Source organism: Pseudomonas sp. GW822-FHT06B12 (assembly GCF_058799675.1).
The window spans coordinates 15,126-38,639 of the sequence record NZ_JBXALR010000003.1 but is presented as its reverse complement, the minus strand read 5'-3'; the positions used below and the strand labels follow the sequence as shown (position 1 = coordinate 38,639).

The following is a 23,514-nucleotide window of genomic DNA, read 5'->3' as shown; positions in this document are numbered from 1 at the left end:
CTGCGCCATAGCCGTCAATCCGTAACGAATACTTTACGAAAAAACAGGAATCCTCCTACACACAACGCCGAAACCCTGCTGCAAAATCTCACACTTGGGGTTATCTCTAGGTCCATAGGCAAGACATAACAAGAACGTATCCCTTTGCAGGAGAGCAGCATGAAGCAGACGCAATACGTGGCCCGCGAGCCCGATGCGCAAGGTTTTATTCACTACACCGCTGAAGAACACGCGGTGTGGAATACGCTGATCACTCGCCAGCTGAAAGTGCTCGAGGGTCGTGCGTGCCAGGAATACATGGACGGCATCGAAAAGCTCGGCCTGCCCCATGACCGCATTCCGCAACTCGACGAAATCAACAAAGTCCTCGGCGAGACCACCGGCTGGCAAGTTGCCCGGGTGCCGGCGCTGATTCCGTTCCAGACCTTCTTTGAATTGCTGGCCAACAAGCAGTTTCCGGTCGCGACCTTTATTCGTACTCGCGAAGAACTGGATTACCTGCAAGAGCCGGACATTTTCCACGAGATCTTTGGCCACTGCCCGCTGCTGACCAACCCTTGGTTCGCCGAATTCACCCACACTTACGGCAAACTCGGCCTACAGGCTTCCAAGGAACAACGTGTCTATCTGGCGCGCCTGTACTGGATGACCATCGAGTTCGGTCTGGTCGACACCCCGGACGGCCAACGCATCTACGGCGGCGGCATCCTCTCCTCGCCGAAAGAAACCGTGTACAGCCTGTCCGGCGAGCCAGAGCATCAAGCCTTTGATCCGCTGGAAGCGATGCGCACGCCGTACCGCATCGACATCCTGCAACCGCTGTACTTCGTCCTGCCCAACCTCAAGCGCCTGTTCGATCTGGCCCACGAGGACATCATGGGCATGGTCCAGCAAGGCATGCAGCTAGGCCTGCACGCACCGAAATTTCCGCCTAAACCCAAGGCGGCCTGAGAGCGCCGCAGTCGCGGCGCCCCTCAAAAAATAGTAACGTCTAACAAGAATTGATTTGGGAACCCACCATGAACGCTCTGAACCAAGCCCATTGCGAAGCCTGCCGTGCCGATGCCCCACAAGTCAGCGACGAAGAACTGCCGGTACTGATCAAGCAGATCCCGGACTGGAACATCGAAGTTCGCGACGGCGTGATGCAGCTGGAAAAAGTCTTCCTGTTCAAGAATTTCAAATTCGCCCTGGCCTTTACAAACGCCGTGGGTGAAATCTCCGAGGCCGAAGGTCACCACCCGGGCCTGCTCACCGAGTGGGGCAAAGTCACCGTGACCTGGTGGAGCCACTCAATCAAAGGCCTGCACCGCAACGACTTCATCATGGCTGCGCGCACTGACGAAGTAGCGAAAGACGCCGAGGGCCGCAAATAATGCATTTCGACGCCATCGGCCGAGTACCCGGCGATCCGATTCTCGGCCTGATGGAGGCCTATGCGCAGGACAGCAATCCGCGCAAGTTCGACCTTGGCGTGGGCGTCTACAAGGATGCCCAGGGCCTGACCCCGATTCCGCAGTCGGTGAAACTCGCCGAGCTGCGGCTGGTGGATCGGCAGACCACCAAGACCTACATCGGTGGTCACGGTGACGCGGCGTTCGGCAAAGTGATCAATGAGCTGGTGCTCGGCGCTGATTCAGCGCTGATCACCGAGCAGCGTGTCGGCGCCACCCAGACCCCGGGCGGCACTGGCGCCCTGCGCTTGAGCGCCGACTTCATTGCACAATGCCTGCCGGGACGTGGCATCTGGCTGAGCAACCCGACGTGGCCGATTCACGAAACCATCTACGCCACCGCCGGCCTCAAGGTCAGCCACTACCCGTACGTGGGCAGCGACAACCGCCTCGACGTCGAAGCGATGCTGGCAACCCTGAAGCTGATTCCTGAAGGCGATGTGGTACTGCTGCACGCCTGCTGCCATAACCCGACCGGTTTCGACCTGTCTCACGATGACTGGCGCCGTGTGCTGGAGGTGGTTCGCAGCCGCGAACTGCTGCCGCTGATCGACTTCGCCTATCAGGGTTTTGGCGATGGTCTGGAGCAGGACGCCTGGGCAGTGCGGTTGTTTGCCGCTGAACTGCCCGAGCTGCTGATCACCAGTTCCTGCTCGAAAAACTTTGGCCTGTACCGCGACCGCACCGGAGCGCTGATCGTCTGCGCGAAGGATGCCGAGAAGCTGGTGGATATCCGCAGCCAATTGGCCAACATCGCTCGCAACCTGTGGTCGACACCACCGGATCACGGCGCTGCCGTCGTGGCGACCATCCTTGGCGACCCGGAGCTGAAACAGCTGTGGGCCGATGAAGTGGAAGCCATGCGTATGCGTATCGCGCAGCTGCGCTCGGGCTTGGTCGAGGCGCTGGAGCCGCACGGTTTGGGCGAACGCTTCGCGCACATCGGTGTGCAACGCGGGATGTTTTCCTACACCGGTTTGACACCGGCTCAGGTAAAAAACCTGCGCGACAACCACAGCGTGTACATGGTCAACTCCGGCCGCGCCAACGTCGCCGGGATTGATGCCACACGCCTGGATTTGCTGGCGCAAGCCATCGCTGACGTCTGCAAGTAACCCTGTGGGAGCGGGCTTGCTCGCGAATGAGACGACGCGGCTTATCAAAAAAACCGCGTTATCGTTCTTCGCGAGCAAGCCCGCTCCCACATTTGAATTTCGCCCCTCCTCCTGACCTGTCTAGACAATCCCATCCGTCGCAACAAAGGGAGATAAAAGTCTTTTTGTCATCTCCCCTGCTGTATCCTGCCAAGGCTTTTTAAAAGCGCGGATCTACACAGCGATTTAAAAACAGACCTTGCGAGGAGCAACCAACATGCACGAGATTCCTAATCTCCCCTTCCCAAGCCTGCACGAAACTGCGCAGACAACCCCGCAACAAGCCGGCGCCCAACAGCCCGAGCCGAAAGAAGCCACTGGTAGCCGCAAGGCCGACAGCGAAGACTGAAAAAGCACTACCCAGACCGTGTGGAAAGCGCTAACTCATGCGCTTTCCACACAGCCTGAATCAAGGACCCGCACATGACCGACACCTTCACCGAAAGCCAGGCCAGCGTACTGATCGGCACTGCTGAAAAGATGATCGATGTCTGGGACCGCCTGACACCCGAGAAACAAGCCGTACTGCTGGCTCGCTTCGGCAGCCAGGAAAACGCCCTCGCGGCACTGGTCACCACGCAATTGGTCGCACCCGCCACATCCTGATTTCGCGCTGACAAAACGACGGCACGCGTAGAGTTCCAATTTCTCCCCCTCACCGCATCCAACCACCGGTATCATAAGCAGCCTATCTATCCTGCTGTCCCGTGGACCTTTTCCCATGCCAGATCCCCAGCGCCCCATGGCGGTCACGCTGCAAGTCGTTTCTATCGTCCTGTTTACCTTTATCGGCTATCTGAACATTGGCATCCCCTTGGCCGTGTTGCCGGGTTATGTGCACAGCGACCTGGGTTTTGGCGCGGTGATCGCAGGCCTGGTGATCAGCGTGCAATACCTCGCCACCCTGCTCAGCCGCCCGTACGCGGGACGGATCATCGATAACCAGGGCAGCAAACGCGCAGTGATGTATGGCCTGGCTGGCTGCGGTTTGAGCGGGGTGTTCATGCTCCTGTCGGCCTGGACACAAAGCCTGCCGACCTTGAGCCTGATCAGCCTGTTGATCGGTCGACTGGTGCTGGGCAGCGCCGAAAGCCTGGTGGGTTCGGGATCGATTGGCTGGGGCATCGGCCGGGTCGGCGCAGCGAATACCGCCAAGGTCATTTCCTGGAACGGTATCGCCAGTTACGGTGCATTGGCCGTCGGCGCACCGCTCGGCGTGCTACTGGTTCAGCATTTCGGGCTGTGGAGCATGGGGGTGAGCATTCTCTTGCTCGCAGCGCTGGGGCTGCTGCTGGCGTGGCCAAAAACCGCTGCACCGATCGTTGCCGGTGAACGCCTGCCCTTCATGCATGTCCTGGGGCGGGTACTACCCCACGGCTGTGGACTGGCGCTGGGATCGATCGGTTTCGGCACCATCGCCACCTTTATCACCCTGTATTACGCCACCCGACACTGGGACAATGCCGTGCTCTGCCTGAGCCTGTTCGGCAGCTGTTTCATTGGTGCGCGCCTGCTGTTCGGCAACCTGATCAATCGCCTCGGCGGCTTTCGCGTGGCGATGGCCTGCCTGTCGGTCGAAACCCTCGGCTTGTTGCTGTTGTGGATAGCTCCGGACGCCCATTGGGCACTGGCGGGCGCGGCGTTGAGCGGGTTCGGCTTCTCGCTGGTGTTCCCGGCACTGGGCGTGGAAGCGGTGAATCTGGTGCCCGCTTCCAGCCGTGGCGCGGCGGTCGGGGCTTACTCGCTGTTCATCGACTTGTCGCTGGGAATCACCGGGCCGTTGGCGGGCGCCATCGCGGCCGGATTCGGTTTTGCCTCGATCTTCCTGTTCGCCGCCCTGGCCGCCCTGAGCGGTTTGATGCTCAGCTTCTATCTGTACCGCCAAGCGCCACAGCATCTAAACGAAAAATATCGAGAAGAACGCGAAGCGCGCTAGAAGTCGACTTTGCCACGCCCGGCCTTGATCGAGCCACGCTTGGTTTTTGACTCCAGCCGACGCTTCTTCGACCCCAGGGTCGGCTTGGTCGGACGACGCTTCTTTTCAACCTTGGTGGCGCTGAGGATCAACTCGGTCAAACGCGCCAGCGCATCGGCGCGGTTGGCTTCCTGCGTGCGGTATTGCTGAGCCTTGATAATGATCACGCCTTCGCTGGTGATCCGACTGTCACGTAGCGCCAGCAAGCGTTCCTTGTAGAACTCCGGCAAGGACGAAGCCGGAATATCGAAGCGCAGATGCACCGCACTGGAGACCTTGTTGACGTTCTGCCCACCCGCGCCTTGCGCGCGAATGGCGGTCAATTCGATCTCGGCATCCGGCAGATGCACGTTGTTGGAAATCACCAGCATGGAAAAGCGTGTCCGCGTTAGGGGGGCATCAGGATACCCTGAATGAGATATTCAGCACGCCGAAGATCAACTGTGGGAGCGAGCTTGCTCGCGAAAGCGGCATCACATTCAGCATCAATCTCGACTGTACTGGCCTCATCGCGAGCAAGCTCGCTCCCACAGGGTTTTGTATGAACCCTGGAAGCAACAAACCCGGCCAATGCCGGGTTTATTGTTTATGCGAGGTGCGCTTATTTCACCGCAGGAGCAGCAGCATTCAGCGCCTGTTGAGCACTGCGCTTGTTCTTGATGTTGTAGCAAACCCACATGAACAGGACCCACACCGGAATCGCGTACACCGAGATCTGGATCCCCGGAATCATCAGCATGATGCACAGGATGAAGGCCACGAACGCCAGGCAGATGTAGTTGCCGTACGGGTACCACAGCGCCTTGAACAGCGGTGTTTGCTGGGTGCGGTTCATGTGCTGGCGGAACTTGAAGTGCGAGAAGCTGATCATCGCCCAGTTGATCACCAGCGTTGCTACCACCAGCGACATCAGCAGTTCCAGCGCGTGCTGCGGGATCAGGTAGTTCATCACCACCGCAACGAACGTTACCGCAGCCGAGGCCAGGATCGAACGCACCGGCACGCCGCGCTTGTCGATCTTCGCCAGACCTTTCGGCGCATCGCCCTGTTCAGCCATGCCCAGCAACATGCGGCTGTTGCAGTAAGTGCCGCTGTTGTACACCGACAGCGCTGCAGTCAGTACCACGAAGTTGAGGATGTGCGCCGCGGTGTTGCTGCCCAGCATCGAGAACACCTGAACGAACGGGCTGCCGCTATAGGCATCGCCGGACGCGTTCAGGCTCACCAGCAAGCTGTCCCACGGAGTCAGCGAAAGCAGAACCACCAGTGCGCCGATGTAGAAAATCAGGATCCGGTAGATCACCTGGTTGATGGCTTTCGGGATCACGGTTTTCGGCTTGTCGGCTTCAGCTGCGGTGAAACCGAGCATTTCCAGACCGCCGAAGGAGAACATGATGATCGCCATGGCCATCACCAGACCACTGACGCCATTCGGGAAGAACCCACCGTGTTCCCACAGGTTGGTCACCGAGGCTTGCGGGCCGCCGTTGCCGCTGACCAGCAGGTAGCTGCCCAAGGCAATCATGCCAACGATGGCCACGACTTTGATGATCGCGAACCAGAATTCCGCTTCGCCGAAGACTTTGACGTTCGCCAGGTTGATCGCATTGATCATCACGAAGAACACCGCAGCCGAGGCCCAGGTCGGGACGTCCGGCCACCAGTAATGCACGTATTTGCCGACGGCGGTCAGCTCCGACATGCCCACCAGAATGTACAGAATCCAGCAGTTCCAGCCCGACAGAAAGCCGGCGAAACCGCCCCAGTACTTGTGGGCAAAGTGGCTGAACGAACCGGCCACCGGTTCTTCAACGATCATTTCGCCCAGTTGGCGCATGATCATGAAAGCGATGAAGCCACAGATCGCGTAGCCGAGGATCATCGACGGGCCGGCCGATTTCAGTACGCCGGCAGAGCCCAGGAACAATCCGGTACCGATCGCGCCACCGAGAGCGATCAGTTGAATATGACGATTTTTCAGGCCGCGTTTAAGCTCGCCTGAATGCGAGTTTTGTCCACTCATGAAAAGGGTCTCACGCAAGGTTTGATGATTTTCGTTAAGACGTTGCTGCTCGGATCAGGATCAAGCAGCGCGGATCAAACCCCAGCGCAGGCACCAGGAGTTCAGCGTTGTTTTACCGGTCATGCGTCACCTGTTTGTTTTTATCTGTGACGAAATCGAACCCGACACGCTTGTGGCGCGGCGGAGTTAACAAAGCGGATAGCCTTGAGTTTTGCGCAGTTACGCAGGGAGGTCACAGTTAAAACGCGGCGCATTGTACACCTGTAACCCCCTGCTGCCAGACACCGCTGAATCAGCGCGTCGTTTGCCGGGATTGCCTGGGTCCACCCCGAGGGTCTCGGGCGGCTGCAAAAATGGGGTCAGACCTTTGCGGGTCGTTGACAGGAGCGATGGAAAAATCGCCCTTTGAGGAGAGTTGGAGATGACTCACGGCGTACATTGCGCCTCCTTCTTGTTATGCACCTGCACGACAGGCATGGGCGCATCTCACCGTTGAAAGCGTCCTGAAACAAGCGGACCAGAGCCCTGAAAACCGCATTGCCGGGCGCCAACCGGAAGCTTTTCCTTACAACCATCGTATCAACGCGAATCTATGGTTCCGAACGCGGCTTTTCGTAAAGCCTCCTTTACGAGGCGTAACGTATTTTTTCCATTACAGATCTTTCTGTAGGCTGACTGCAAATTGACGGTAGTCCTATTCCTACAGGCTAGGTCGCGTTAGCGTTTTGTTTTTAATTGGAAAAATCGACAATAAAAAACAGAATAATAGTTTCATAAAAGTTGAATTTAAATATTAAATTGCACTTTAAAAAGCACTGGACTAGGTTTCCAGCCACTTGCCGGGATCCAACGCCCGACAAGTCAGCGGCAGCTTGATTCGGTCAGCATGATTTATTCATGCGCTGAAAACAGCACCGCCATTCAACCTTGAAGTCATCTGGGAGATTCACTATGCAAGCAATGGATAAAGACCTGGAAACTGAACTGCAACTGGACGATTGGTTTGAAGCGCCTACCCATGACGCTGCCGTTGAAATGATGCAAGCCGATGCGGTCGTTCCGTTCGGCACGGCGATGTGGCCGATGTAAGACATCCAGGCAGGTACGAGCCGGCCGGGCGTACCTGCCACTTTTCGCTGACTGTCAGGGAGGACTCATGGATAGACACCGCGCCATTTCGCATTTCCTTTACTACCTCGAACACCATCCCGCGCTGGTAGGCGTACATCCGGCCAAGGTCTTGCTTGGGCATACCGCACCGTACGAGGCATTGACCGGCGCAATCATCGAGCAAGCGTCCAACGAGCCGTTCCGGTTCAGCGCCATGCGCCTGGACCTCGAACCGACCCAAACCCTGGTGCAGGCGATTGCCGACTGCGATCTGTATATTTTCTTCTACGACTCGTCGACCCTGCCCAACCCGCGCCCGGACGGCCCGGAGTTTGTTCGTGCCCTGCAAAGCGTCATGGCCGACAACTGGAAGAAGTCGCTGTTGTTCAAGGATTACGGCGATTACTTCTACGACACCTTCAGCGTTACACCGCAACGTATCGCCGGGCTCAACAGCCACCTGATCCAGCGCATGTCCCAGGCCACCACCCTGAGCTTCAGTGATCGGCACGGCTCTTGTTTCGAAACGCCGCTGAGCAGCATCAAGAAGTGGACCAATATCAACGGCGTCGGCAATTTCGACCTCGCGCCCGGCGAGATCGCCACTCACAGCGAAGCCATCAATGGCCAGGTGAAGTTCGTCGGCACCTTCCTCGGCACCATCCCCTTCGCCCGCAAATATGGCGTACTCGAATCGCCGCTGGAGTTGTGGATCGAAAACTCGACCATCAGCCGAATCGCCACGCAAGTGCCGGGGCTGGAACATGACTTCAACAAGTACCTGGATGCCAACCCGTCCAACCGACGCATCGAGGAATTGGGGATCGGTACCAATGAGGGCGTCAAGGAGCTGTATGCGCGCAACGCCGGTTTCGAAGAGCGCCATTGCGGCCTGCACCTGGGGTTGGGCGGTGGCGCCAAGGGCAGCCATCACCTGGACCTGATCTTCGCCAGCGGCGTGTTGGCGCTGGATGACAAGCCGGTGTTTGATGGGCGGTTTGTGTTTTAGCACCAAAGATGGTGGTGCAGCTACTGGCCTCATCGCGAGCAAGCTCGCTCCCACAGGTGACCGAGTTCTGCCAGAGAATGCGATCAAATGTGGGAGCGAGCTTGCTCGCGATGACAGACTCAAAAACACTGCATCACTAAAGCCAAGGCAAAAAAAACGCCAACCCCGAGGGTTGGCGTTTTTTATGGGGCGCTTACCGATTACTCCGGTTTGCGACGGCCAAAGCCTGGGCGCTGACCGGAACCGGCCGGTGCGCCGCGACGCTTGCCCGATGGCGCGTCACGGTCGACCAGGACGATGCCTGGACGCTTCTTCGGCGCTGGCTTGGCCGGGCGCTTGGTGTCGGATGGACGGTCTGCCACTGGCGTACCGCGACCCGACTCACCACGACCTGCCGGAGCACCGCGATCGCTGCGACCACCGGTTGGAGCACCGCGGCCTTCGCCACGCTCAGTGCGACCGTTGGCCGGACGCGGCGTACGTGGACCGCGCTCGCCGTCCTGACGTGGCGCAGGCTTGCGTGCCGGACGCTCGCCTTCGATCTGCGGCTCGCGCGCTGGACGCGGACCAGCAGCTGCTGGAGCACCGGCCGCTGGACGCAAGGTCCGCACACGCTCGCTCTTGCCGACCGGACGGGACGACTTGCGCTGCATACGCTCAAGCTTGTCTTTGCTCTTGGCGTTCATTTGCGGCATGGCCACCGGGGTCAAACCGACTTCAGCACTCAGCACGTCGACTTCGTACTGGCTCATTTCGCGCCAGCGGCCCATCGGCAGGTCAGAGTTGAGGAACACCGGACCGAAACGCACGCGCTTCAGACGGCTGACCACCAGACCCTGGGATTCCCACAGACGACGGACTTCACGGTTACGACCTTCCATCACCACGCAGTGGTACCAGTGGTTGAAACCTTCGCCACCTGGAGCCTGCTTGATGTCGGTGAACTTGGCCGGGCCGTCTTCGAGAACGACGCCCGCCTTCAGGCGCTCGATCATTTCGTCATCGACTTCGCCACGGACACGTACCGCGTATTCACGGTCCATTTCGTAGGAAGGATGCATCAGACGGTTGGCCAGCTCACCGTCAGTGGTGAACATCAGCAAACCGGTGGTGTTGATGTCCAGACGACCGATGTTGATCCAGCGGCCTTCTTTTGGTTTCGGCATTTTGTCGAACACGGTCGGACGGCCTTCAGGGTCGTCACGGGTGCAGATTTCGCCGTCGGGTTTGTTGTACATGATCACGCGGCGGACCGATTCGGCCGCTTCTTCACGCTTGATCACCTTGCCATCGATGGTGATGGCGTCGTGCAGGTCGACTCGCAGGCCAAGGGTGGCATCTTTGCCGTTGACCTTGATCCGGCCGTGACTGATCCAGGCTTCTACGTCGCGGCGCGAGCCAACGCCGATACGGGCGAGGACTTTCTGCAGTTTTTCGCCTGTTGGGCCGATTTCCTGGTCGTCTTTCTGGTCGTTGATACTCATCTGGGCACCTCCCGGTGTGGTCTGTTCAGGCCTTGGCCTGAAGATTTGAAATCTGGTCTTTGGGCGAAAGGATCGCCAAAGGGTCGCGAATCATACGCGCATGACGCCGCTCGCGCATCAGAGACTAGCGGATAAACGGTTGGTTAATTGTTTTTCCGCCGACCGGTGACACAGAGGTTCATCAAACACTGGGATCATTGTGGGAGCGAGCTTGCTCGCGATGACGGCGTCACATTCAGCATCAATGTCGCCTGGCATACCGCTTTCGCGAGCAAGCTCGCTCCCACAGTGATATGTGTCAGTCGTCGAACTGGCGGCGTTCGTTCTCGATTGCTTCGGCCAGGGCCTGGGCTTCGGCTTCTTCATCGCTCAGCTCGGGTTCTGGCTTGGGCTGTTCCAGCGCAGCGACGGCGGCGAGCAGTTTCTCGCGGGCTTCGGCAACGCCCAGGATGTCATCTTCAGCCTCTTCCTCAACTTCTGCCTCGGCTTCGACCTGAAGTTCGGTCTCTACCGCAACCTCGACAGGCACATCAACTGGCGCCTGCGGCTCGCTGTCGGTCACCGCCCCATCCCGCAGCAAGTCATCGAAGTCGGTCTTGATCCCCTCCTCCATCGAGTCCAGTTCCAGCAACAACGTATGGAAACTGGTTTCGTCCTTCGGTTCTTCCGGCTCGGCGCTGGCATCGGCCAGTTCTTGCAGGCTTTGCGGCACCGGTGCGTCGTCGAACTCGAGCATCGGCTCGGGCTCCAGCTCGCGCAGTTCGGCCAGCGGCGGCAGGTCGTCGAGGTTTTTCAGGTTGAAATGATCGAGAAACGCCTTGGTGGTGGCGAACATCGCCGGCTTGCCCGGTACGTCCCGGTAACCGACGATCCTGATCCACTCACGCTCCAACAGGGTTTTGACGATGTGGCTGTTGACCGCTACACCGCGCACATCCTCGATCTCGCCCCGGGTGATCGGCTGGCGATAGGCGATCAATGCCATGGTTTCCAGCATCGCTCGGGAATAGCGCTGCGGGCGTTCTTCCCACAGGCGCCCGACCCAAGGCGCGAACTTCTCGCGAATTTGCAGACGATAGCCCGAGGCAACTTCCTTCAACTCAAAGGCCCGGCCGTCGCAGGATTTGGCCAGAATCGCCAAGGCCTTCTTGAAGACCGGCGGCTCTGGGCGCTCGCCCTCTTCGAAGAGTTCGAACAGACGCTCCATCGACTGCGGCTTTCCCGAGGCCAACAGAAAAGCTTCAAGCAGTGGCGCCAGCTCGCGGGGTTCACTCAGATTCATTGATTTTGCTCGTTATTCGGCTCGCGCCCGCACATGGATAGCCGCAAAAGGCTCATTCTGCACCAGCTCGACCAAGGATTCCTTTACCAGTTCGAGGATTGCCATAAAGGTCACGACCACACCCAAGCGTCCTTCCTCAGCGGTGAACAGCTCGACAAAGGGCACAAAACCGCCGCCCTTGAGCCGTTCCAGCACATCGCTCATGCGCTCGCGGGTCGACAATGCCTCGCGGCTGACCTGATGGCTTTCGAACATATCGCCACGGCGCAGCACCTCGGCCATGGACATCAGCAACTCTTCCAGACTCACGTCCGGCAGCAACTTGCGCGCCCGCGCCTCCGGGGCATCCAGCTTGGGCACCACAACATCGCGGCCGACCCGGCTCAGGCCGTCGATGCCTTCGGCGGCCGCCTTGAAGCGTTCGTACTCCTGCAAGCGGCGAATCAGCTCGGCGCGCGGATCGTCTTCTTCCTCTTCGATCTCGGCCGAGCGCGGCAGCAGCATCCGCGACTTGATCTCGGCGAGCATCGCCGCCATCACCAGGTACTCGGCGGCCAGCTCCAGCCGCACCGACTGCATCAACTCGACATAGCCCATGTACTGCCGGGTAATTTCCGCCACCGGGATATCGAGGATATTGATGTTCTGCTTGCGGATCAGGTACAGCAGCAAGTCGAGCGGGCCTTCGAAGGCCTCAAGGAAGACTTCCAGCGCGTCCGGCGGAATGTACAGGTCCAGCGGCATTTCCATGACCGCCTGGCCATACACCATGGCAAACGGCAGCTCTTGCTGGGCGCCGGCCTGGCTATCGACGGGCTCTACTGCGGACATCTAGACCTCAACCATAAACGGCGTGGGATCACCGCAACCGACGCGAATCACTTCTGGCTCGCCGTCGGCGAGGTTGATCACCGTGGAGGCTTTGATACCGCCAAAACCGCCGTCGATGATCAGGTCGACCTGATGCTCGAGCAACTGACGCATTTCATACGGGTCGCTCAGCGGGTCAGTGTCGCCGGGCATGATCAGGGTCACGCTCATCAGCGGCTCGCCCAGCTCTTCAAGCAACGCCAGGGCAATCGGATGACTGGGCACCCGCAAACCAATCGTGCGCTTCTTCGGGTGCAGCAACAGGCGCGGCACTTCGCGGGTGGCGTTGAGAATGAAGGTGTAAGGCCCCGGCAGGTGGGCCTTGAGCAAACGGAAGGTGCCGGTATCGATCTTGGCGAACAGCCCCAGTTGCGACAGGTCACTGCAGATCAGTGCGAAGTTGTGTTTTTCGTCCAGTTGCCGCAGTCGACGCACACGCTCGACAGCGTTCTTGTCGCCGATCTGGCAGCCAATTGCGTAGGACGAGTCGGTGGGATAGATCACCACACCGCCGGCTCGAATGATTTCTACCGCTTGTTTAATCAGGCGCGCTTGCGGGTTCTCCGGATGAATCTGGAAAAATTGACTCACATTTTCTACCTGTTCAGACGGCAATAACGGCTGGGTCATGTTTGAACCGACACCAAAGCGGTGGCAGGTCCTCCGGGAGTGGGCGGTACTCGCCGATCTCGGACCAGCCTCCGGGTCCATGGAAATCACTGCCGGCGCTGACCAGCAGACCGAACTCACGAGCAAGAATAGCCAGGCTGCCGACCTGCTCGGCCGGCTGATGGCCATTGACCACCTCAATTGCGTGGCCACCTGCTTGAATATAGTCGGCAATCAGGCGACGGCGTTTGCTGCGGGTGAAATCATAGTGCCAAGGATGCGCCAGACTGACCCAGGCCCCGGCGGCGCGCAGGGTTTCGACGGTTTCTTCCAGGGTCGGCCAGTGCTGCTTGACGTCCCCCAGCTTGCCGGCGCCCAGCCACTTGCGGAAGGCTTCGGCGCGATCCTTGACGAAACCGGCGCGGACTAAATAGTCGGCAAAGTGCGGTCGGGCTGGCGCATTGCCGCTGTCACCGAGTTCCTGCTGGATAGCGCGCGCGCCTTCCAGCGCGCCCGGCATACCCTTGAGTTCGAGCTTGCGGCTGATTTCTTCGGACCTCAGCCAGCGTCCGTCATGCAATTTGGCAATCGCCTCGACCAACGCCGGCGCGTTGACGTCGAATCCGTAACCGAGCACATGAATGGTCGCGCCACCCCAGGTGCAGGATAATTCGACGCCGTTGACCAGTTGCATCCCCAGCGCAACCGCAGCGCTGCGGGCCTCGTCGAGGCCTTCAAGGGTGTCGTGATCGGTCAAGGCCAGGACTCGCACGCCTTTCTCGAACGCACGCGCAACCAGTACCGCAGGCGCCAGTGCGCCATCGGAGGCCGTGCTATGGCAGTGCAAATCAACATTCACAGGACTGTGTAACCTCAAATCAGCTGGCGCTTTCGCGACCCAATATGTTTGTTATTATGCCGCCACATCCTGCTTCTGGCTGCCACTGTGAAACAATTCATCGACTTCATCCCGCTTCTGCTGTTTTTCATCGTCTACAAAATCGATCCACGGGTCGTCGACATCGCCGGTCATCAACTGACGGTAGGTGGTATTTACAGCGCCACCGCGATGCTGATCATCAGCTCCCTGGTGGTCTACGGCACGCTGTTCATCAAACAGCGCAAGCTGGAGAAGAGCCAGTGGCTGACCCTCATCGCCTGCCTGGTCTTCGGCAGCCTGACCCTGGCCTTCCACAGCGAAACCGTCCTTAAATGGAAGGCCCCGGTGGTCAACTGGCTGTTCGCTCTGGCCTTTATCGGCAGCCATTTCATCGGTGACCGCCTGCTGATCAAACGCATCATGGGCCACGCGCTGACCCTGCCGGATCCGGTCTGGCTGCGTTTGAACATTGCCTGGATCGCTTTCTTCCTGTTCTGCGGTGCCGCCAACCTGTTCGTGGCGTTCACCTTCCAGGACTACTGGGTCGACTTCAAAGTATTCGGCAGCCTGGGCATGACCCTGCTGTTCCTGGTCGGCCAGGGCATTTACCTGTCCCGCCACCTGCACGACGCCGACACTACTACGCAAAAAACCGAGGACTGACATGCTATACGCAATCATTGCTACAGACGTCGCCAACTCCCTGGAAAACCGCCTGGCTGCTCGCCCTGCACACATCGAGCGGTTGCAACAGCTCAAGGCCGAGGGCCGCGTGGTACTGGCCGGTCCGCACCCTGCCGTCGACAGCAATGATCCGGGCGCTGCGGGTTTCACCGGCAGTCTGATCGTCGCCGAGTTCGCCTCCCTGGAAGCGGCCAAAGCCTGGGCCGACGCCGATCCGTATATCGCCGCAGGCGTCTACGCCAACGTTCTGGTCAAACCGTTCAAGCAAGTCCTGCCATAACCCGGCATCTGCGCGATGAACCTTCGGTTCATCGCGCGTTCAATTGCTCATTATTCTCGTTCAACGGCCGACAACCTGCCCAACACTCGATTGGAATCAGGAGTTTCGATGCGCCAAGGTCCGCTGTGTCTGCTGTTGGTCACGTTATCGATCGGGGCCTTCGCCCATGCCGAAGAGCACTCGGATTCAGGCTATTCAACGCCTCTGTCGTTAAGCGCCGGCAGCCAGATCACTGAATTGCAGCAACGCTTGAAAGAAAGCGAGCGGCAACGGGAAGAGCTGAACAAACAACTGCAAAATGCCGATAACGAACGCGAAAGCGCGTTGCTGGGCCGGTTGCGCCAAGAGAATCAGCGCCTCAAGCTGCAACTCAAGGAAGCCCAGGCAAACCCGCTGCCGCGCCTGCTGACCGATCAACAGCAGTGGTTCGTCACAGGCGCGGGAGTAGCGCTATTGGCCCTGCTCTGCGGTATCTTCGCCAGTGGTGGACGTAGAAAACGTCGGCAATGGCTAAATTGAGTGAGTCATGAGCGAGCTGTTACTAATTGATGATGACCAGGAGCTGTGTGAGCTCCTGAGCAGTTGGCTGAGCCAGGAAGGTTTTGTCGTGCGCGCTTGCCACGACGGTCTGAGTGCGCGCCGCGCCTTGGCCGAATCCGCGCCGGCAGCGGTAGTGCTGGACGTGATGCTGCCCGATGGCAGTGGTCTGGAACTGCTCAAGCAATTGCGCAGCGACCACCCGGATCTGCCGGTGGTGATGCTCTCGGCCCGCGGCGAGCCACTGGACCGTATCCTCGGCCTGGAACTGGGCGCCGACGATTACCTGGCCAAGCCGTGTGATCCACGGGAGCTGACTGCCCGCCTGCGCGCAGTACTGCGGCGCAGTCATCCGGCGGCGGTATCCAGCCAGATGGAACTCGGCGATCTGTGTTTCAGCCCGGTCCGTGGCGTAGTCAGCATCGACGAACAGGAGTTCACCCTGACCGTCTCCGAGAGTCGCCTGCTCGAAGCCCTGCTCAAGCAACCTGGCGAGCCGCTGGACAAGCAGGAACTGGCGCAGATCGCGCTTGGGCGCAAGCTGACCCTGTACGACCGCAGCCTGGACATGCACGTCAGCAACCTGCGCAAAAAGATCGGCCCACACCCCGACGGCCGGCCGCGCATCGTTGCCCTGCGCAGCCGCGGTTACTACTACAGCCTCTAAACCCGACGCAGCCCTCTAAACCCAACGCGGGGTTGTTTTGTCAGGACGAGAGAAAAACGTCTTTACTCAAGCTTTACGCTCCGCTGACCGCCGCTGACCTTGATCTCCGTAATCTGTACTCATCCGGAACACACCGGGAACGAGACAGGAGACACACCATGCGCAAGACCCTTATCGCTTTGATGTTCGCTGCCGCACTGCCGACCATTGCCATGGCCGCGCAAGAAGGCCAAGGCCCTATGGGCCCAATGGAAGGCCACGGTTACAGCGAACACATGCATGGCGGCAAAGGCATGTACAGAGAACTGGATCTGAGCCGCGAACAACGCGAGCAGATCCGTAAACTGATTGGCGAGCAGATGCATGCGCGTAAAGAGTTGGTAGAGCAGTACCTGCAAAAACTCTCGCCAGCCGATCAGCAGGCCATGAAAGACCAAATGGCGGCCGGCCGCCAGAAAACCGAGAAAGACATTCGTGCCCTTCTCAAGCCGGACCAACAGCAGAAGTTCGATGCGATCCAAAAGAAGCAGGCCGAACGCAAAGCCGAATGGGCCGAGTTTCAGGCGTGGAAAGCCCAACAACCGAAAAAAACGCAATAATATTCTAGCGCTACTTCCCAGCCCAATGGTTGATCGCCATTGGGCTTTCCTTGTTTGAGGACTTCCCGTGCGTTCACTGTTCTGGCGCATCCTTGCCAGTTTCTGGCTGGCTATCGCTCTGGTTGCAGGGCTGTCGATTCTGCTCGGGCACATGTTGAACCAGGACGCCTGGATTCTCAGTCGCCACCCGGGCCTCAGTACCCTGGCGCAAGAGTGGACGCAGCTCTACGAAGAAAAAGGCGAGGACGCCGCACAAGCGTTGCTCGAACAACGCAAACGGCGTTACCACATCGACGTTCAAGTGCTGAACGAGAGTGGCGACCCGGTGGTGCGCGGGACCTTTCCTCGGCGCGCGGCGGCGTTGGAAGCACGACAGAACGACAACCCCGACAACAACGACCGTCACCTGCCCTGGCGACGCCTGACCGTCGAGTACACCAGCCCGAAAAGCGCTGAAACTTACTTGCTGATCTACCGTATTCCACACCCGGAGCTCAACGCCTGGCACCGCAGCAGCCTGCTTTGGCCCCTCAGTGCGCTGACGATTGCCTTGGTCGTGCTGACGCTGTTCAGCCTGTTGGTGACGCTGTCCATCACCCGCCCGTTGAGCCGTCTGCGCGGTGCGGTGCATGACCTCGGCCAGACGACCTATCAGCAAAACAGCCTGGCGCGGCTGGCCAACCGCCGTGACGAGTTTGGGGTGCTGGCCAACGACTTCAACCGCATGGGCGCACGCCTGCAGAGCCTGATCGGCAGTCAGCGGCAATTGCTGCGCGACGTGTCTCACGAGCTGCGGTCACCGTTGGCCCGGTTGCGTATCGCCCTGGCGCTCGCAGAACGGGCCGGCTCCGAAGAACGCGAAAAACTCTGGCCACGACTGACCCGCGAATGTGATCGCCTGGAAGCGCTGATCAGTGAAATTCTGGTGCTGGCACGGGTCGACGCCGACAACGCCAGTGCCGAAGAAGTTGACCTCAACGCGCTGCTGAACTCGCTGCAAAAAGACGCTCAACTTGGCTCGCCGGAGCAAAACATACGCATCGAAGCTGAACAGCAGTTACGCCTCAAGGGCTGGCCGACCATGATCGAGCGCGCGCTGGACAACCTGTTGCGCAACGCCCAACGCTTCAACCCGATCGGACAATCGATTGAAGTTCTGGCGTTGCGTCACGGGGACCGGATTGTGGTCAGTGTGCGCGACCATGGTCCCGGTGTAGAGGCCGAGCATTTGAGCCAACTGGGGGAGCCGTTTTATCGGGCACCCGGGCAGACGGCTGCCGGACATGGCCTGGGACTGGCCATCGCCCGGCGTGCGGCGGAGCGCCACGGTGGCAGCCTGATTCTGGCCAATCACCCGGAGGGCGGATTTATCGCCAGCCTGGAGTTGCCGTTGGAACCCGGCGCGGTCGTACAACCCTGAAAACCTGTGGGACCTTGTGGGAGCGAGCTTGCTCGCGATAGCGGCCTGACAGTCACATCTATGTTGAATGTGCCGGCTTATCGCGAGCAAGCTCGCTCCCACATTAAATCAATCTGCCAATGATTCAGGGCTTGGCAGGCCAAGCGCTGACAAACTCGGCGAGATCGACTTTCCCGGCCACACGCGGATCGTTCTGCGGTGTGCCCAGGTAAAGGAACGCAATCACCTCTTCACCTTCCGCCAGGCCCAAGCCTTTGGCCACATGCGCCGAATAAACCAACTCGCCGGTACGCCACACAGCGCCGATACCCTGAGCGTAAGCCGCCAGCAAGATTGCGTGAGCCGCACAACCTGCAGCCAGCATCTGCTCGGACTTCGGCACCTTGATGTGGTCTTGCAGGCGTGCCACCACAACGACTACCAGCGGTGCGCGCAGCGGGCCATTACGCGCCTTGTCCACCAGGGCCTGAGGTACATCGGCGTCTTGCAGGCGTGCAGCCTCAGCCAGTATCTCGCCCAATTGCTCGCGCGCCGCACCTTCTACCGTCAGAAAGCGCCACGGCTGCAAATGCCCGTGATCCGGTGCGCGCATGGCTGCGGCAAACAACACTTCCCGTTGTGCAGCGGTGGGCGCCGGGTCGAGCAAACGCGGAACGGAAACACGGTTGAGCAAAGCGTCGAGAGCCTGCATCGGCCACCTCCTAAAAAAAATGTCTGGCTATTCTAGCGGCAACTGGCACCGGGGTGCCGGTTTACATGCCCTGCCTCGCAGGTAGAATGGCGCCCTTCCCCTATCAGCCCGAGCGGATTTCATGGCGTTGCCGACCTTACGGATTATTGGTTTTATCATCGGCATCTTCCTGATCACCCTGGCCGTCAGCATGGTTGTGCCCATGGCGACGCTAGTGATTTACGACCGCACCAGCGACCTGCCGTCGTTCCTCTGGGCCAGCATGATTACCTTTCTAGCCGGTTTGGCGCTGGTCATCCCCGGACGCCCCGAGCAGATACACCTGCGCCCGCGGGACATGTACCTGCTCACCGTTTCGAGCTGGGTGGTGGTCTGCATCTTCGCCGCCTTGCCGTTTCTGCTGACCCAGCGCATCAGTTACACCGACTCGTTTTTCGAAAGCATGTCAGGCATTACCGCCACCGGCTCCACTGTACTCAGCGGCCTGGACACTATGTCTCCGGGCATCCTGATGTGGCGTTCGTTGCTGCACTGGCTGGGCGGTATCGGCTTTATCGGCATGGCGGTCGCCATTCTGCCACTGCTGCGCATTGGTGGCATGCGGCTGTTTCAGACCGAGTCGTCGGACCGTTCCGAAAAGGTCATGCCGCGCTCGCACATGGTGGCTCGGCTGATCGTCGCCGCCTACGTCGGCATCACGATCCTCGGCAGTCTGGCGTTCTGGTGGGCGGGCATGAGCCCGTTCGACGCGATCAACCATGCGATGTCGGCGATTTCCACCGGTGGTTTCTCCACCTCCGACCAGTCACTGGCCAAGTGGACGCAACCGGCCGTGCATTGGGTCGCAGTGGTGATCATGATTCTCGGCAGCCTGCCATTTACCCTGTACGTAGCGACCTTGCGCGGCAATCGGCGGGCGTTGATCAAGGATCAACAGGTGCAGGGATTGCTCGGCATGCTGCTGGTGACCTGGCTGGTACTCGGCACCTGGTACTGGTGGACCACCAACCTGCATTGGCTGGACGCATTGCGCCATGTTGCGCTGAACGTCACGTCGGTGGTCACCACCACCGGTTTTGCATTGGGGGATTACAGCCTGTGGGGCAACTTCTCACTGATGCTGTTCTTCTATCTGGGCTTTGTCGGTGGTTGCTCGGGTTCGACCGCTGGCGGAATCAAGATCTTCCGTTTCCAGGTGGCCTTTATCCTGCTCAAGGCCAACCTTAACCAACTGATCCACCCACGCGCGGTGATCAAGCAGAAGTACAACGGTCACCGTCTCGACGAAGAAATTGTTCGTTCGATTCTGACCTTTTCGTTCTTCTTTGCGATCACCATTTGCGCCATCGCCCTGGCGCTATCGTTGCTGGGCGTGGACTGGATGACGGCCCTGACCGGTGCGGCCAGTACGGTTTCCGGAGTGGGTCCGGGGCTGGGTGAAACCATCGGCCCGGCCGGTAACTTCGCCAGCCTGCCCGACGCCGCCAAGTGGATTCTGTCCCTCGGCATGCTGCTCGGCCGGCTGGAGATCATTACCGTGTTTGTGCTGTGTATTCCGGCGTTCTGGCGTCACTGAGTTCTTTGGGGGCTTCCATCAGCCGCACCCGGTACTCGCCGGGTGTGGTATCAAACCAGCGCCGAAAGGCCCGGAAGAAATTGCTCGGATCGGCGAACCCCAACAGGTAGGCAATTTCCAGCAGGGTCATGCTCGGTTGCGCCAGGTACTGCTCGGCCAACTCGCGACGCGTGTCGTCGAGCAGTGTCTGAAAACTCGTGCCCTCTTCCTGCAAGCGTCGCTGCAAGGTGCGCTGGGACAAATGCAGGGTTTGCGCCACCGTATCGCGCTTGGGCTCGCCTTGCGGCAGCAAGCGACAGAGCACCTGCCGCGCCTTGTGGGTGACCCGACTTTCAGAGAATCGCGCCAGATATTCGCCGGCAAACCGGTCATGCAACAACGCCATGGCCTCGTTGGCGGTGGGCAGCGGCGCCTCCATGTCTGCCTGTTCGAAAATCAGCGCGTCATACGGAGCGTTGAACTCCAGCGGCGCATGAAAGGCTTGTTTATAGGGTTCGAGGTCTACCGGTTGATCGCCCTGCATCAACACTTTGCGTGGCTGCAAGGTGCGCCCGGTCAGCCAGCCGCACAGGCTCAGCGCGCAGGCCAGCGACGCTTCGGCGCTTTGCCGGGTCGGTGGCAGGTGGTCGCCATGCACCGTCAGAATCAGTGCATAACCTTCGGGTAATAGTCGAAAACTGAGGTCGGCACTTTCGGCAATGATCCGCTGATAACGCACCAGACGCTGAAAACCTTCAGCCAGGGTCTGGCTGGACATCAACGCATAACCGACCACATGAAACGATGCCGGGCGGACCAGCTTGCCCATGTTCAAACCGATTGCCGGGTTGCCGGACAGCTCTACCGCGCGCTGCCAGAGCCGCGTCATCGAATCTTGAGGAAAGCGCGCATCCGGATCATCCAGTGCCGCGTAGTCGAGCCCCAACTGTTTGAACAAGACCCGGCAATCCAGGCCGTCCATCTCCAGTGCTTTGACAATCCCCATCGCCCAGCTTGCAGAAGTCGTTCGTTCGCTCATGGCGTTTTCTTACTTGATGAGCCGCGTGTCACGGCCAATTTTCAGAAGGATACTAAAGTGGCGCCTATTGTCACTGGCTGTTGCCACTGATGACTCTAGACTCAAATAAGCTCCCCGCAGAACATCCGGTCAGCAAAACAAAAACCACAGAGATCGCAGTCGTGGAAAACATCAAACGTTTCAGCAGCTTCACCGAGTTTTACCCGTATTACCTCAGCGAACACAACAACAGTGTCTGCCGACGCCTGCACTTTGTCGGCACCAGCCTGGTGATTTTCATCCTGGCCTTCGCTATCGGCAAAGGCGCCTGGATGCTGTTGCTGACGCTGCCTCTCGCCGGTTACAGCTTCGCCTGGGTCGGCCACTTCTTCTTTGAAAAAAACCGCCCGGCGACATTCCAGCACCCGCTTTACAGCCTGCTCGGCGATTTCGTGATGTATCGCGACATGATCCTCGGCAAAGTTCCTTTCTAGGCTCGCCGGGCCATCAAGCCGTCCCATGCGGCCAGTGCAGCATTGGATCCAGGCTCTACACTGCGAACGTCCCTTCGAAAACAATAAGAGGATAGCCGATGAATGCGCACGCCCGTTTCACCCATATGAAGGATGGCACGCAAGAAGACTGGGCGATCATCGCCGCAGACTTCAGTGCCTACGCCAAAACTTTGCCGACACGGATTGTGGCGCACCTGAAACTGCTGGGGGGTGATTTTGGCGGTTTCCCGGTCGATCGTCTGACGCACTCACTGCAAACCGCCACCCGCGCCTGGCGCGACGGTCGGGATGAGGAGTACGTGGTGTGCGCGCTGCTCCACGACATTGGCGATACCCTTGGCTCCTACAACCACCCGGACATCGCGGCGGCTATCCTCAAGCCATTCGTCAGCGCTGAAAACCTGTGGATGGTGGAAAAACACGGGATCTTCCAGGGCTACTACTTTTTCCATCACCTGGGCATGGACCGGCACCTGCGCGAGCAATTTCGCGAACACCCGCAGTACCGGCAGACCGTCGAATTCTGCGCCAAGTACGATGCAGCAGCCTTCGATCCAGCGTACGACACGTTGCCGCTGAGTTTCTTCGAACCGATGATGGAACGCCTGTTTGCCCGGCCGAAAAACTCGATCTACACGGCAGCGATGGAAGAACACGCGCCGGCCTGAGATCAAGGGATCGCAGCCTGCGGCAGCGCCTACAATCCTGATCCCGTAGGAGCTGCCGCAGGCTGCGATCTTTTCCGCATCAAACCGGTTCCGTGACCTTCACCGACTCTGCCTTGAGCTGTGCCTCTCGCGCCTGTGCATCCGCCAACCGGTACAACTCGATCGAGCCATCCCAATGCTCGATCAACGCCGTGCACGACTCCACCCAATCCCCGCAGTTGAGGTAATCCACCTCGCCGACCTTACGGATTTCGGCATGGTGGATGTGCCCGCACACCACCCCGTGCAGCTCGCGCTTGACGCACTCGTGGGCAATGGCTTCTTCAAAATCGCTGATGAAGCTGACCGCGGTCTTGACCTTGTGCTTGAGGTACGCCGACAACGACCAGTAACCGTAGCCGTACCGCGCGCGCCAGTGATTGAGCCAGCGGTTGAGGGTCAGGGTGAACTCATAGGCCGAGTCGCCGAGAAACGCCAGCCAGCGGTGATAACGGGTGATCACGTCGAACTGGTCGCCGTGAATCACCAACAGATGCCGACCATCCGCGGTGACGTGAACCGCCTCGTCCACCAGTTGGATATTGCCCAGGATCAGCTTCGAATAACGCCGCAGAAACTCGTCGTGGTTACCGGTGACGTAAATCACCTCGGTGCCACGCTTGCTCATGGTCAGCAGTCGGCGGATGACGTTGGTGTGAGCCTGAGGCCAGTACATGCCGCTGCGCAGTTTCCAGCCATCGATGATATCGCCGACCAGATAGATCTTGTCGGCCTGATAGCCTTTGAGGAACTGCGACAAATGCTCTGCCTGGCAATCCCGGGTGCCGAGGTGCACATCGGAGATCCACAAGGTGCGCACGCGTTGCTTACGGCTGGGTTTGGCGAGTTCGGCGCTGGTCATGGACAACCTCTGCGAGATTTTTCGCAAGCTTGCACCCCAGCGATTAATAGCCCATGACACAAATGCGGCAGTCTGATGACAACCCGAACCCGGGCGCGGCCGGTGTAGACTGCGAGTCTGCCCAGGAGA

The 23,514-nt window shown here is 59.3% G+C and carries 27 protein-coding genes; 17 read left to right on the top strand and 10 right to left on the bottom strand.

The window, feature by feature from the left end:
• The first annotated feature begins 159 nt into the window (after positions 1 to 159).
• From phhA to AC1RKH_RS07545, 6 genes are all read left to right on the top strand, one after another.
• On the top strand, positions 160 to 951 hold the full coding sequence (gene phhA / locus AC1RKH_RS07570; RefSeq protein ID WP_123423360.1) for a phenylalanine 4-monooxygenase: 792 nt from the start codon (positions 160 to 162) through the stop codon (positions 949 to 951).
• 68 nt (positions 952 to 1,019) lie between these two features.
• Positions 1,020 to 1,376: a 4a-hydroxytetrahydrobiopterin dehydratase gene (locus AC1RKH_RS07565; protein ID WP_019692410.1), complete on the top strand. Its 357-nt coding sequence runs from the start codon at positions 1,020 to 1,022 to the stop codon at positions 1,374 to 1,376.
• Complete coding sequence (locus AC1RKH_RS07560) at positions 1,376 to 2,569, top strand: amino acid aminotransferase (protein WP_493063714.1); 1,194 nt, start codon at positions 1,376 to 1,378, stop codon at positions 2,567 to 2,569. Before AC1RKH_RS07565 ends, AC1RKH_RS07560 begins: the two co-directional genes overlap by 1 nt.
• Before the next feature lie 256 nt (positions 2,570 to 2,825).
• The gene (locus tag AC1RKH_RS07555; protein WP_256676601.1) at positions 2,826 to 2,957 is read left to right on the top strand and encodes a hypothetical protein; all 132 of its coding nucleotides are present in this window, start codon (positions 2,826 to 2,828) and stop codon (positions 2,955 to 2,957) included.
• A gap of 74 nt (positions 2,958 to 3,031) precedes the next feature.
• Positions 3,032 to 3,214, top strand: a complete 183-nt coding sequence (locus tag AC1RKH_RS07550; protein ID WP_493063715.1) for a hypothetical protein — start codon at positions 3,032 to 3,034, stop codon at positions 3,212 to 3,214.
• Between the two features lie 115 nt (positions 3,215 to 3,329).
• Positions 3,330 to 4,544, top strand: a complete 1,215-nt coding sequence (locus AC1RKH_RS07545) for an MFS transporter (protein WP_493063716.1) — start codon at positions 3,330 to 3,332, stop codon at positions 4,542 to 4,544.
• Here the strand turns inward: AC1RKH_RS07545 and arfB are convergent.
• Positions 4,541 to 4,954 carry an alternative ribosome rescue aminoacyl-tRNA hydrolase ArfB gene (gene arfB, locus AC1RKH_RS07540; protein WP_071551323.1) on the bottom strand — a complete coding sequence of 138 codons (414 nt, stop codon included), beginning with the start codon at positions 4,952 to 4,954 and terminating at the stop codon, positions 4,541 to 4,543. The two genes, AC1RKH_RS07545 and arfB, sit on opposite strands and share 4 nt — an antisense overlap.
• Before the next feature lie 230 nt (positions 4,955 to 5,184).
• The gene (locus AC1RKH_RS07535) at positions 5,185 to 6,606 is read right to left on the bottom strand and encodes an amino acid permease (RefSeq protein WP_493063717.1); all 1,422 of its coding nucleotides are present in this window, start codon (positions 6,604 to 6,606) and stop codon (positions 5,185 to 5,187) included.
• Between the two features lie 951 nt (positions 6,607 to 7,557).
• On the opposite strand from AC1RKH_RS07535, the gene AC1RKH_RS07530 reads away from it, so the two are divergent.
• Both AC1RKH_RS07530 and AC1RKH_RS07525 read left to right on the top strand, forming a co-directional pair.
• Entirely contained in the window at positions 7,558 to 7,695 is a 138-nt protein-coding gene (locus AC1RKH_RS07530) for a hypothetical protein (RefSeq protein WP_185015267.1), read from the top strand.
• Positions 7,696 to 7,762: 67 nt separating this feature from the next.
• Complete coding sequence (locus AC1RKH_RS07525; protein ID WP_493063718.1) at positions 7,763 to 8,725, top strand: M29 family metallopeptidase; 963 nt, start codon at positions 7,763 to 7,765, stop codon at positions 8,723 to 8,725.
• Positions 8,726 to 8,925: 200 nt separating this feature from the next.
• Here the strand turns inward: AC1RKH_RS07525 and rluB are convergent, their stop codons facing one another.
• The 5 genes from rluB to AC1RKH_RS07500 all read right to left on the bottom strand — a co-directional run bounded on the left by rluB (position 8,926) and on the right by AC1RKH_RS07500 (position 13,829).
• Positions 8,926 to 10,209 carry a 23S rRNA pseudouridine(2605) synthase RluB gene (gene rluB, locus AC1RKH_RS07520; RefSeq protein WP_493063719.1) on the bottom strand — a complete coding sequence of 428 codons (1,284 nt, stop codon included), beginning with the start codon at positions 10,207 to 10,209 and terminating at the stop codon, positions 8,926 to 8,928.
• Between the two features lie 298 nt (positions 10,210 to 10,507).
• A complete protein-coding gene (gene scpB, locus AC1RKH_RS07515; protein ID WP_493063720.1) occupies positions 10,508 to 11,491 on the bottom strand; it encodes an SMC-Scp complex subunit ScpB in 984 nt (327 codons plus the stop codon).
• Between the two features lie 12 nt (positions 11,492 to 11,503).
• Positions 11,504 to 12,322, bottom strand: coding sequence for a segregation and condensation protein A (locus AC1RKH_RS07510; RefSeq protein ID WP_493063721.1), 819 nt, complete (start codon positions 12,320 to 12,322; stop codon positions 11,504 to 11,506).
• On the bottom strand, positions 12,323 to 12,952 hold the full coding sequence (locus tag AC1RKH_RS07505; protein WP_493063722.1) for an L-threonylcarbamoyladenylate synthase: 630 nt from the start codon (positions 12,950 to 12,952) through the stop codon (positions 12,323 to 12,325).
• Positions 12,953 to 12,965: 13 nt separating this feature from the next.
• Complete coding sequence (locus AC1RKH_RS07500) at positions 12,966 to 13,829, bottom strand: PHP domain-containing protein (RefSeq protein WP_123423370.1); 864 nt, start codon at positions 13,827 to 13,829, stop codon at positions 12,966 to 12,968.
• Positions 13,830 to 13,916: 87 nt separating this feature from the next.
• On the opposite strand from AC1RKH_RS07500, the gene AC1RKH_RS07495 reads away from it, so the two are divergent.
• From AC1RKH_RS07495 to AC1RKH_RS07470, 6 genes are all read left to right on the top strand, one after another.
• Positions 13,917 to 14,513: a septation protein A gene (locus tag AC1RKH_RS07495; RefSeq protein ID WP_123423371.1), complete on the top strand. Its 597-nt coding sequence runs from the start codon at positions 13,917 to 13,919 to the stop codon at positions 14,511 to 14,513.
• A 1-nt stretch (position 14,514) separates the two neighbouring features.
• Positions 14,515 to 14,814, top strand: a complete 300-nt coding sequence (locus tag AC1RKH_RS07490; protein WP_123423372.1) for a YciI family protein — start codon at positions 14,515 to 14,517, stop codon at positions 14,812 to 14,814.
• Between the two features lie 108 nt (positions 14,815 to 14,922).
• Positions 14,923 to 15,333: an SH3 domain-containing protein gene (locus AC1RKH_RS07485; RefSeq protein WP_123583955.1), complete on the top strand. Its 411-nt coding sequence runs from the start codon at positions 14,923 to 14,925 to the stop codon at positions 15,331 to 15,333.
• A 7-nt stretch (positions 15,334 to 15,340) separates the two neighbouring features.
• Positions 15,341 to 16,018 carry a response regulator transcription factor gene (locus AC1RKH_RS07480; RefSeq protein WP_493063723.1) on the top strand — a complete coding sequence of 226 codons (678 nt, stop codon included), beginning with the start codon at positions 15,341 to 15,343 and terminating at the stop codon, positions 16,016 to 16,018.
• A gap of 158 nt (positions 16,019 to 16,176) precedes the next feature.
• Positions 16,177 to 16,617, top strand: a complete 441-nt coding sequence (locus tag AC1RKH_RS07475; RefSeq protein WP_123423375.1) for a Spy/CpxP family protein refolding chaperone — start codon at positions 16,177 to 16,179, stop codon at positions 16,615 to 16,617.
• Positions 16,618 to 16,684: 67 nt separating this feature from the next.
• Complete coding sequence (locus tag AC1RKH_RS07470) at positions 16,685 to 18,037, top strand: sensor histidine kinase (RefSeq protein ID WP_493063724.1); 1,353 nt, start codon at positions 16,685 to 16,687, stop codon at positions 18,035 to 18,037.
• A gap of 124 nt (positions 18,038 to 18,161) precedes the next feature.
• Here the strand turns inward: AC1RKH_RS07470 and AC1RKH_RS07465 are convergent, their stop codons facing one another.
• Positions 18,162 to 18,728 carry an NAD(P)H nitroreductase gene (locus AC1RKH_RS07465; protein WP_493063725.1) on the bottom strand — a complete coding sequence of 189 codons (567 nt, stop codon included), beginning with the start codon at positions 18,726 to 18,728 and terminating at the stop codon, positions 18,162 to 18,164.
• A 121-nt stretch (positions 18,729 to 18,849) separates the two neighbouring features.
• Between AC1RKH_RS07465 and AC1RKH_RS07460 the strand changes: the two genes are divergently transcribed.
• Positions 18,850 to 20,304, top strand: coding sequence for a TrkH family potassium uptake protein (locus AC1RKH_RS07460; protein WP_493063726.1), 1,455 nt, complete (start codon positions 18,850 to 18,852; stop codon positions 20,302 to 20,304).
• Here AC1RKH_RS07460 and AC1RKH_RS07455 read toward each other — a convergent pair.
• Entirely contained in the window at positions 20,261 to 21,322 is a 1,062-nt protein-coding gene (locus AC1RKH_RS07455) for an AraC family transcriptional regulator (protein WP_493063727.1), read from the bottom strand. The genes AC1RKH_RS07460 and AC1RKH_RS07455 overlap by 44 nt on opposite strands.
• A gap of 161 nt (positions 21,323 to 21,483) precedes the next feature.
• Between AC1RKH_RS07455 and AC1RKH_RS07450 the strand changes: the two genes are divergently transcribed.
• Together AC1RKH_RS07450 and AC1RKH_RS07445 are read left to right on the top strand one after the other, a co-directional pair.
• On the top strand, positions 21,484 to 21,795 hold the full coding sequence (locus AC1RKH_RS07450; protein WP_493063728.1) for an Mpo1-like protein: 312 nt from the start codon (positions 21,484 to 21,486) through the stop codon (positions 21,793 to 21,795).
• Positions 21,796 to 21,893: 98 nt separating this feature from the next.
• A complete protein-coding gene (locus tag AC1RKH_RS07445) occupies positions 21,894 to 22,484 on the top strand; it encodes an HD domain-containing protein (RefSeq protein WP_493063729.1) in 591 nt (196 codons plus the stop codon).
• Positions 22,485 to 22,563: 79 nt separating this feature from the next.
• Here AC1RKH_RS07445 and AC1RKH_RS07440 read toward each other — a convergent pair whose 3' ends face one another.
• A complete protein-coding gene (locus AC1RKH_RS07440) occupies positions 22,564 to 23,385 on the bottom strand; it encodes a UDP-2,3-diacylglucosamine diphosphatase (RefSeq protein ID WP_493063730.1) in 822 nt (273 codons plus the stop codon).
• Between the last annotated feature and the right edge of the window lie 129 nt (positions 23,386 to 23,514).